This is a genomic window from Finegoldia sp., assembly GCF_046991905.1.
Lineage (GTDB): Bacteria > Bacillota > Clostridia > Tissierellales > Peptoniphilaceae > Finegoldia.
Window position 1 is genome coordinate 1 of the sequence record NZ_JBKWZF010000060.1, and the last position, 8,127, is coordinate 8,127.

Annotated in this window: 6 protein-coding genes and 3 pseudogenes; all 9 read right to left on the reverse strand. The window is 32.5% G+C overall.

Features of this window, described 5'->3' with window-relative positions; translation table 11 throughout:
* Positions 1–131: pseudogene (locus ACLUJM_RS11720) on the reverse strand (sigma-70 family RNA polymerase sigma factor); the annotation flags it as partial.
* Between the two features lie 265 nt (positions 132–396).
* The gene (locus ACLUJM_RS11725; RefSeq protein WP_000791747.1) at positions 397–981 is read right to left on the reverse strand and encodes an MptD family putative ECF transporter S component; all 585 of its coding nucleotides are present in this window, start codon (positions 979–981) and stop codon (positions 397–399) included.
* 10 nt (positions 982–991) lie between these two features.
* Positions 992–1,696 carry an energy-coupling factor transporter transmembrane component T gene (locus ACLUJM_RS11730; RefSeq protein ID WP_025194627.1) on the reverse strand — a complete coding sequence of 235 codons (705 nt, stop codon included), beginning with the start codon at positions 1,694–1,696 and terminating at the stop codon, positions 992–994.
* A gap of 1 nt (position 1,697) precedes the next feature.
* Positions 1,698–3,203, reverse strand: a complete 1,506-nt coding sequence (locus ACLUJM_RS11735; RefSeq protein ID WP_002842626.1) for an ABC transporter ATP-binding protein — start codon at positions 3,201–3,203, stop codon at positions 1,698–1,700.
* Positions 3,204–3,205: 2 nt separating this feature from the next.
* Positions 3,206–4,915 (reverse strand): ABC transporter ATP-binding protein, encoded by a 1,710-nt coding sequence (locus ACLUJM_RS11740; RefSeq protein WP_412412887.1) that lies wholly within the window; start codon positions 4,913–4,915, stop codon positions 3,206–3,208.
* Positions 4,908–6,647, reverse strand: a pseudogene (locus ACLUJM_RS11745) (ABC transporter ATP-binding protein). The gene ACLUJM_RS11740 and the pseudogene ACLUJM_RS11745 overlap by 8 nt, the downstream one beginning before the upstream one ends.
* A 140-nt stretch (positions 6,648–6,787) precedes the next feature.
* Positions 6,788–7,306 (reverse strand): ClbS/DfsB family four-helix bundle protein, encoded by a 519-nt coding sequence (locus tag ACLUJM_RS11750; protein ID WP_000708365.1) that lies wholly within the window; start codon positions 7,304–7,306, stop codon positions 6,788–6,790.
* A 50-nt stretch (positions 7,307–7,356) separates the two neighbouring features.
* Positions 7,357–7,929 (reverse strand): TetR/AcrR family transcriptional regulator, encoded by a 573-nt coding sequence (locus ACLUJM_RS11755; protein WP_000079884.1) that lies wholly within the window; start codon positions 7,927–7,929, stop codon positions 7,357–7,359.
* A gap of 75 nt (positions 7,930–8,004) precedes the next feature.
* Positions 8,005–8,127 (reverse strand): annotated as a pseudogene (locus ACLUJM_RS11760) (recombinase); the annotation flags it as partial.

The window sequence follows — 8,127 nt, forward strand, 5'->3', positions numbered from 1 at the left end:
ACATTATGCTTCCAATCTTTTCTTTGGAGATACTTTTCATGCTCTGTTATCTTCCAATAGGCTTTGTAGACTTCTTCGCTTACAGGTACGGCTTTGCCTTTTACATAAAGGTAATATTCTTTCTTTGCCACTTAGTCATCCTCCTTTTTAAGTTCTCTGTTTTGGTTTTGAGAATAAAAAAGGAGGACTTCTACACTTTGGCGTAAAAAGTCCTCTCGGCTTAAAAACTAATGTTTTATATAATTTTCTATTTGGTCGTTTCTGGTAAAGTATTATTGCTATGTGTAAGCAATTCCAAGAATAAAAAAGGATAATTATATCGTTCTGTGAAAACCGAAACTATAAGTTTTGACATAATTATCCCTCCATTATTTTCCCTCCTAAGTAAATTTATTATTAAATCACTCCTGCTTTTTCAAAATGCTTTTTGAGTATCTTTGTTGCAACGAATGCTCCTATGCAAGCAAGAACAAATGTTATCAAGGCAAAGCCTACTGCCCATGAAACTTTGAAATAAGATAATGCTTCATTTATTTGTGCTTCACTCATTTTCCATTTTGATGCTCTTTCCACAAAAGAAGCTGTTCCGAATAAAATCACAGGAATTACTGTCCCTAAAAAATCCGCTAATGCAAATATCCCATATCCAATAATCATTCGTCCCTTGCTCTCATAATTTCCTATAATCAAATCACATATAATTCCACCGATTACAGCAAAGACTGCATGAGGCAAATGTCCTCCTGACAATGCAATTAAACCAAGAAGCGTTCCTGATATTGTAAATACGCCCTTCTTTTTAACTTTCAAAGCCATAAGGATATAAACGGTAGCAGCTACCATAAAGCTAACTCCTGAAGCAATAAATCCTCCAATCACTGTTGTTGCCATAGCAAATGCAACCGCCATGTATATGACAATTCCAATTGCATTAAAGATTCCGATTGTAATAAAATCACGACCATTTAATTTGTTTTTCATAAAAGTCCTCCTAATAAATTTTCTGTATTACTATCACAAGAGCAATCATCAAAGCTCCTAATAGTCCAATCAACAAATCCGTTGTTCTAAACCTCAATTTTGTTAATGTAACCCTGTTCTCATCACTATCAAGTCCTCTAATGAGTGCTGAAGCTGACAGTTCATCTGAAATCTTAATCATTCTCATTAAAAGCGGAACAAGCGTATATTCAATATATTTAATTGGATGTAGCAAGGGAAAAAATCTACTTGTTACGATTCCTCGAATCTTCATATTCTCTTTTAATGCCTTGAGTTCTATTTTTATAGTTGGTACAAACCTAAGCAAAACACTAAAAGGTATACCAATGCTTCTTGGTACTTTCATTCTATTTAATGCTTCAAGCATTTCACTTACACTTGTAGTCTTTGTTATATATCCACCAAACATAGCAATTAAGGTCATCCTTGATGCAAAGTAAATAAACATATATATTGCAAATACGATACTTGCTTCACAAAACTTTCCAAGCCATAACTCTATGCAGTATAAAATCACAAAAAACAAAATAAAGCGTAATGCTCTTTTCCACATACTGCTGTATACATACAGAAAAAAGGCAAAGAGAATCAGTCCGAAAAGTAGAATTGTATCGCTTATAAAAAAGCTCGTAAATCCAACAATTGGAAGTAGAGTAAGTTTTATTCTCGGATCGACTGTTTTTCTATCCATCAAGTTATCTACCTCCTCTCATCTTGTCCAATATGAGAATTTTATTACTTTCACTCATATTCAAAACACTTTCTATTTTTCCATCTCCCATTACCCAGAGCTTACTCACTGTGTTCGCTAAAAACTCAAAATCATGACTTATCACCAAAACTGTTGTTCCATTTTTTAATTGTTCTTCAATTAATTTTGCCACTGAAAGCATTGAGTCTTTATCACAACCTGATGTTGGTTCATCATAGATAAAAACTTTTGCCTGTTTCATCATTCCACAAGCTATTGTGAGTCTTTGTTTTTCTCCTCTTGATAAAGCAAACGGATGCTTATCAATGTATTTATCTAAGCCAAGTACATTCAAAATAGACTTTGCCTTTTGAGTATTTTCTTTTTTATCTTTACTTGAAATACCAAGCAGCATTTCATCAAGTACACTTTCCGAAAACAACTGATAGTCTGAATCTTGAAAGACAAAATATGACATATCCATTAAATCTTTATGATTAAGCGAATTATCTTTCCCCGTCCATATCTTCCCCTCTTTTATCTTCTCAAGTCCTGAAATCACTCTTGCAAAGGTAGTTTTTCCGGTACCATTTAAGCCGATAAGACCAATGGCTATTCCGCACTCCATATTGAAATCAAGATGATTTAAGATGTATTGATTTTGCTTATTTCCAACCTTAGTTGCACTTGGGTAACAAAATTTCAAGCCTTTCCCACTGATACTTTCATCATTTAATTGATATAAATCTTTCTTCTCACTTATCCTGTATTCTTTTAATTCAAGAGTTCTTAGTCCATTATCATCCCAAAACTTCCCTTCAAGATGGATAACTTCTTCCCGACTCAAGTCCTGTGCAATCTCTCCATCTTTAACCAAAAGAAAACGGTCAAATAAAGATTTTACATAGTACAAACGATGTTCAATTAGAACAACAGTTGTTCCCTTTTTCTTTAATTTTTCCAAAATTAAAAATAGGTCAAATGTTGCTTTCATATCCAAATTTGCTGAAGGCTCATCTAAAATTAAAACTTTCGGATTCATTGCATAGATGCTTGCAATAGCTATCTTTTGTTTCTGCCCGCTTGATAATTCAAAAACAGATTTTCCTTTCAGTTCCTCAATATCCAGCTCTGCATATACTTCTTCTACTCTCTGTTTGATTTCATATCTTGATTTGCAGATAGTTTGAAGCCCAAAAGCTATTTCTTCATCTGTCGTTGTCGTGAAAAATTGACTTCTTGGATCTTGAAATACAGTACCTACAATACGCCCTATTTCATGAAGCGATAATTTGCTTATATCTTTTCCGGACGCAAAGGCTTCCCCTTTCATTTTGCCTTTGTAATAATGTGGAATAAGACCATTCATCACACTTCCAAGAGTACTTTTACCACTTCCACTTTTCCCTGAAATTAAAACAAATTCACCTTTTCTAATTTCAAGATTGACATTTTTTAAAGCAGTTCGTCCATCTTCCCATTCATAATAAACATTTTTTAGCAAAATCATGGTTATACCTCATACTGAGCTTTCCATAATTTTGTGTAGTAACCATTTTTTGCAAGAAGTTCACCATGCTTTCCTTTTTCAAGTAAATTTCCTTTTTGAAATACGAGAATTTGGTCAGCTTTTTGAATTGTTTTTAAATGATGAGCCACTACAAGTACAGTTCTATTCTTTGCAAGTTCTGTAATAGCATCCTGTATCAAAGATTCATTTACAGGATCAACATTACTTGTCATTTCATCAAGAATTAAAATCGGTGCATCTTTTAGAAAAGCTCTTGCAATAGATATTCTTTGTCTTTGTCCACCTGATAAAATTCCTCCATTTTCGCCAATATCAGTTTCATAACCTTTTGGTAAACTCATAATGAAATCATGTATTCTTGCTTTCTTTGCAGCTTCAATGATTTCCTCTTTTGTAGCTCCTTTTTTACCTACTCTGATATTTTCTTCAATCGTGTTATCAAACAATTGAACATTCTGCATGACAATGCTAATACGGTCTAAAAGCTCATCATAAGGAATATCCCTTATATCAATTCCTCCGAGTGTAATTTTTCCTTTATGCACATCATAAAATCTTAGAAGTAAGTTGGTTATAGTGGTCTTTCCACTACCTGATTCTCCAACTAAGGCTGTCATTGTTTTTTCAGCAATAGAAAAGCTCAATTTTTCCATTTTAAATTCATCTTTTTCATAGGAAAATCCAATGTTATCAAAAGCTATATCATTATCTTTCGGAACAATTCCATTCACTTTATCCGGGATTACATCTGCATATAAAATTCTTGAAAGTCTTTCGTAACTATCTACCGCCGAAACATAGTTCATATAGTGTTGTTCCATAGAAGCGAACGGCTTATAAAACTCTTTTGAAATTACCGCAAAGATAATAAAATTAAGCACATCGAGATTTCCCTTTATAACAAGTATTGCTCCTGCAATTAAAAGAACTAAATATCCAATATCCAGTAAAAAAACAAATATAGATAACTGTTTTGCCTTGAATCTTGAAGCTGCTTTACTTGTTTCTCCGAACTTTTTCGTTTTGTTCATAAGCTCATTATCTAAGCTCTTATTGTTTGAAAAACTCTTTAGTACAGGTATTCCTCTAACATATTCAACAAATAAGCTAACCATATCAAGAAGTGCTGAGTTGTTCTGATTTTCTATTTTTTCAGATTGCTTAATTGTCAGATATAGAAAGATAAGTGCAATCGGAACAGATACAGCCATAATAATAGCAAGTTTGAAATCAATACTTGCAAGACCAACAAATACGACTGCACCTATCAAAAAATCACCAAACATTCTTGACCACATGTGTCCTACAACAAGGGACATATTATCAACATCTTTGTGTAAAATTGTATTGATCTCGCCCAGTCTTTCGTTGGTATAAAATCCTAAGCTGAATTTTTTTAATTTGATAATCATGCGTTCTCTGATTTGCTGAACAATATCAAAACCTGCACTATGCTTTTTCATATCTGCAACCATATTACAAATACCTTTGAACACTACAAGTAATCCAATCGCAATAAAATATTTATATAGACTTGCTAAGCTCGTTCCATCGAATATTTGGAACAGTATAGAAAATACGATCACAATCATAGCTATGGAGCTTAGTCCATAAAGGGCAAAGAATACACTCGATATAATCAAATCTCTCTTGCCAGTTTTTGTAAGTAGTTTTAACATTTCTCTAAACATTTTCTGTTACCACCTCTTTCAAATTCCATCTATCTACCTTGTTCTGTGCTTCAACCATATCCTTATAAAAATCACATCTTTTCATCAGCTCTTCATGGCTTCCTGCATCAAGAACAACACCCTTATCCATAACAATAATTTGGTCTGAATCTCTAATCGTATTTAGATGATGAGCAATTGTAATGATGGTTTTATCCTTGCTTAAATCGTCAATTGCTTCGCCGATAAGTCTTTCATTTTCACTATCAACAGCCGCCATTGCTTCATCTAATATTAAAATCGGTGCATTTTTCAGTATCATTCTTGCTATAGAGATTCTTTGTTTTTCTCCACCGGATAACTTAACTCCCATTTCACCTACTCGTGTTTCATATCCATTTGGCAATGCTGAAATAAAATCATGGCATCTTGCTTTTTTAGCAGCTTCTATGACTTCTTCTTTTGTTGCATTTAGTTTTCCAATTGCTATATTTTCAAAAATACTTAAGTCAAAAAGGATAACTTCTTGTTGCACACTACCAATCAGCATTGAGATATTTTCTTGACTATATTCTTTTATATCTTTTCCATTTATCAGTATTTGTCCTTCATCTGCATCCCAAAATCCCATAAGCAAATTAGATACCGTACTCTTTCCACAACCGCTTGCTCCTACAAAGGCGTTCAAACTATTTTTCTTAAAATTCAAATTGATATTTTTAAGCTCAAAGCTATCTTTTCCGTATGCAAAATTCACATCTTTAAATTCTATGTTTCCAAATTCTAAACCTTGTTCTGTCTTTTTGTTTGGAAGTGGAACTGTTAATACTTTCCCTATCGCCTTTAACGCTTCCTTAAACACAATAGAAAAATGTTGCAATGTAGCTGTCTTACTTATAGAAGCAGTAAAAGCAGACGATAAAATAATGGCAAGGATAAAATTAGGCGTTGTAATATTTCCATGATAAAGAAATATGCTTCCCAAAATCATGACAATAACCACTCCAATTTCCATAAATATGTCAATGAGTCCCATTGGAATTGTAACCATCCCCATGCTCTTTTAAACCCAGTAAATATATTCTCTTGCCGTTTTTAATGTTCTTTCACTAATTTCCTCTTCTTTAGCAAAAGCCTTAATCACAGAAATATTTTTTACATATTCCATTAGCTCTTCTCTCATTCTGTTTTCATGATTGAAGTAAATCGCAAAGTTTTTATCCATTGTTTTCTGTGAAAGAACTTTTACCAAATACATGAGTGGAACTCCGGCAATCATCCCAAGAGCAAGACGCCAATCCACAAAAATCATAGCTACAAAAATAATGGTAGGCAGAAGTGTAACTGCCATTATTTCAGGAAGACCATGGGCAAGGTATACTTCCACTTGCTCTACATCATGTTGAACAATGTTGGTAAGCTCTCCTGTATTATGTTCTTTAAAGAATCCCAAACTTAGTTTTTTCAGATGACCGATAATATCTAACCTAAGTTCTGTTAATTTTTCGTATGCTTTCTCATGGGCAACCTTTGTTGCAAAATAATAAAACACTCCTTTTAATACAAACGATATAAAGATTCCCAAGAATATATACTTTAAATTACCTTCGTTAATATTGTTTGTGATTAAAGAACTAATCAAATATACAAGTAAGATTTGTGGTATCAAATCAAATACTATTTTTAAAGCAAGAAGTGAATTGGATAAACTATTTTTCCCAATCACTTTTTTCCTTAATTCTTTTTCCGGCATGAACAACTCTCCTTTCAAAATTGAATAATATTGAATTTTAATTCAGTATTAAGGTTTAAAGTAAGACTTTGCTGATTACGCAAAGTCTATTTTATCCGATCACTATATTTTTTTAAATTACTGTATCAGCAAATCAAAAATTATAGCACAATCTTTTTCCATTTTCTAATCTTAGTTCTAAACGTTCCAAAAGGGGCAACCGTATTAACATGAATAAACTTATAAACTTCCCATGTCGCTGTTTTAGTAGCTTCATCAGCCCATTTTCTCATATGCGGTTGAAATAATTCTTCTTCACTTAGTGTATCAATCATTGTATAGATAGATATAATATTTTCTTTCAATCGTTTCTTTAATTCTTCTATCGATAAATGAGCATAAGTATCGGTAAACCACTGATATAATTCTCCAAGTTGATTCCATTTAAACATATCCGACGGTGTCTTTACTTCAAAACCGTTTTTCTCATCTTTTTCCCATTTCAAAACTAATGTTGTCCATCCGAGTTGATAAGCAAGATTTTCTGCTGGTGTTCTGTCAACTTCAGGGACTCTCTTATCTTTGAGAGATTCAGGAATAATATCAAATTCAGAAATATACTTTTCAAAACTTTTATTTATCTCAGATTTCAGTTCTTCTTTATCTTTATATATCTTCAAAATATCTCCTCCAAAAATTTAAATTTATCGCATTTAAATATCAAATCAACTTACAATGATTCCACTCCCTTGTAATAACACTTTGCAATAAGTTTTAGCATATCTTTTGCCCACTTTTCACTTTGATAATGCCTTGCTATTTCAAGAAGTCCCTCTGTAAAGTTACTGGCTAAAATATGGGCAAGCATTGGATCATATTCCTGTTTCGATTGTCTTTTTAAACTTACTTCAATATGAACCTGCATTTGCGATATGAGTTTTTGTTTTGCTTCTGTATGCTTTGTACCTGAGCTTTTATCCATTAAAATAATTAACTTCTTACGATCTTTTAAAAGTTCATGAATATAATTTTCTCCAACTTCATCAAACCTTTCAGAAGCAGAACCTTTTTCCAAAGATTCTTCCTCATTAAAAGCTGACTCGAAGTTTATATAAACAGAACTTACTACTGCATCAAACAAAACTGCCTTATTTTTGAAATAGGTATAAATTAGTGCCACAGGAATATCTGCTTCTTTTGCAATTTCTGTTAATTTGGCACCTCTATAATCCTTTTTATAAAATACTTTTTCTGCTGCTTCGAGTATTCTATTTCTAACTTCTTCTTTTAATACTTGTGCCATAGCACACCTCTTTCTATTCCAATACTGAATCTACATTTAATAATAAATTAAAATTCAATATTTGTCAAGATAGATTTAAATATTTGTTTTTATATACTCACTCACCGGTATCCCCACTCTTTTCAAAACCTTTATTTTCTCCTGTTTCTTCTGTTCTCTTCTTGCCTTATATTTATCTTCATACTCTTTCTGTTTTCC